We start from the raw sequence: 1,675 nt of genomic DNA on the forward strand, positions 1-1,675 counted from the left end.
CTCCCGCGTTGTTTTCGACGTCCTCCAGGGCCGGCGCGATGCTTGCGAGGGCGCCCGCGAGGACGATCCACAGCAGCACGACGATGCCGGCCCGACGCCGTGATCCGAAGAGAGTGTTCATAAAGCGTGATGTCATATCAGGGCATCCAAACTCGACCGGAATGCGTTCATCGCACCGACGTCGGATAGTGAGACGGAAAGTCGGAGTAGCGGTCCGCGCCCGGGACGAAGCGCCCGGTACGGGCAGCCCACACCTCGAACGCGATCGTGGCGAACGGCGGCAGAGAAGAAACCAGCGCCAACAGTAGGGTCCGCAGGCGCCATCCGAGCCGGACGTACATTGCGATCGAGAGCACGACGAATGTCACGAACACCGCCCCGTGCAGGGATCCGAAGATGCGGACGCCGACCTCGGTGCTCTCGGCTATCCACTTGAAGTACATGCCGATCAGCAACCCGAACCAGGTCACTGCTTCCAGCGTCGCCACGATACGGAACGCCCGCACCAGAATGCGGGCATCCGACGTCGCCGTCGGTCGTTGAGGCAGGTCACTCATGCCACTTCCTCCGCATTCGTTGATGTGTCTGCTATCTGGTGAACGTCGCGATGTTGTGGTGTGCGCGCGACTGCGCTTCGAAGTGCGAGGAAGAAGACGACGAAGGCGACGGTCAGCAGGACATGACCGATCCCGGCGATTCCCGAAATCGCGGCCGACGCATCCTTACCGAAGACCTGCATGGTCCCGTGGACGAGCTGCATCGCCACCGTGAGGATCAGGCCGGCGTGAAAGGTGACGGTGAACCAGCGGTAGAGCGGGCTGGCCGAGAGCACCAACAGGCGCTCGAAAATGGCAACAATCAGCAGGAACAGCACCCCGAGAACCAGGAAATGGGTGTGCACGATGGACAGTTGAGTCGGCCCGTCGAAGTCCTGGGCCTTGGTCAGCTCCCGGTAGTACAGGCCCGACACCAGACCCGCGACGGCGTACCCGAACGCGGAATTGACAAGTATCTTCATACCTTCCATCCGACCGGACTACACGCTGTGGCACATCGAACGAACGGTGAGATTCATCTACGACTTTCGATAGAGACCGCGTGAAGCAGCGCAGTCCGGAGCCACACGGGCGACACACGCAGCCGATACGGACAGAGACAGCACCCGACTATCGGACCGAGCGGTAGATCTAGTCGATGGTGCCGTCGATGATCCCCCGCGCCCGTGCCTGTGCCACAGCTGCGGTCCGGGATCGCACACCCAGTTTGCCGAAAGTGTTCGTTAGGTGCGTCTTCACCGTGCCCTCGCTGAGGAACATCCGACGCGCTATCTCTCGGTTGGAGAACCCTGCGGCCACAGCCTCCAACACCTGAATCTCACGTGGGGTGAGGGTCGGGCCCGCACGCATCTGCGCCATCAGTTTCGAGGCCACCGACGGTGACAACGCGCTCGCACCCCCTGCTGCCGCGACGATTGCCGTGAAGAGTTCGGCCGGCGCAGTGTCCTTGAGGAGATAGCCGCTGGCGCCGGCCTCGATTGCGCGCAGAATCTCGGCATCGGTGTCGTAGTTCGTCACCACCAGTACCCGCGGAGCGTTCGGTAGAGCCCGGATCCGGCTGGTCGCCTCCACGCCGCTCAGTCCGGTGCCGAACCGCAGATCCATGAGAACGAGGTCGA

Annotated in this window: 3 protein-coding genes; all 3 read right to left on the minus strand. The window is 62.7% G+C overall.

All coding sequences use genetic code 11. The annotated features are described in order from the left end of the window. Positions 1 to 167: 167 nt before the first annotated feature. Positions 168 to 557: a DUF3817 domain-containing protein gene (locus R1101_RS0123000; RefSeq protein ID WP_016935546.1), complete on the minus strand. Its 390-nt coding sequence runs from the start codon at positions 555 to 557 to the stop codon at positions 168 to 170. Beyond that, entirely contained in the window at positions 554 to 1,027 is a 474-nt protein-coding gene (locus R1101_RS28335; RefSeq protein WP_016935547.1) for a DUF2871 domain-containing protein, read from the minus strand. Before R1101_RS28335 ends, R1101_RS0123000 begins: the two co-directional genes overlap by 4 nt. Before the next feature lie 160 nt (positions 1,028 to 1,187). Beyond that, positions 1,188 to 1,675 (minus strand): LuxR C-terminal-related transcriptional regulator (locus R1101_RS0123010; protein ID WP_016935548.1); only part of this gene is annotated, 488 nt, incomplete at its 5' end.

The organism is Rhodococcus sp. R1101 (assembly GCF_000278445.1).
GTDB lineage: Bacteria > Actinomycetota > Actinomycetes > Mycobacteriales > Mycobacteriaceae > Rhodococcus > Rhodococcus gordoniae.

Excerpts from the sequence above, each read along its gene's own strand:
- R1101_RS0123000 (WP_016935546.1), bottom strand. The coding sequence starts at position 557 with ATGAGTGACCTGCCTCAACGACCGACGGCGACGTCGGATGCCCGCATT.
- R1101_RS28335 (WP_016935547.1), bottom strand. The coding sequence starts at position 1,027 with ATGGAAGGTATGAAGATACTTGTCAATTCCGCGTTCGGGTACGCCGTC.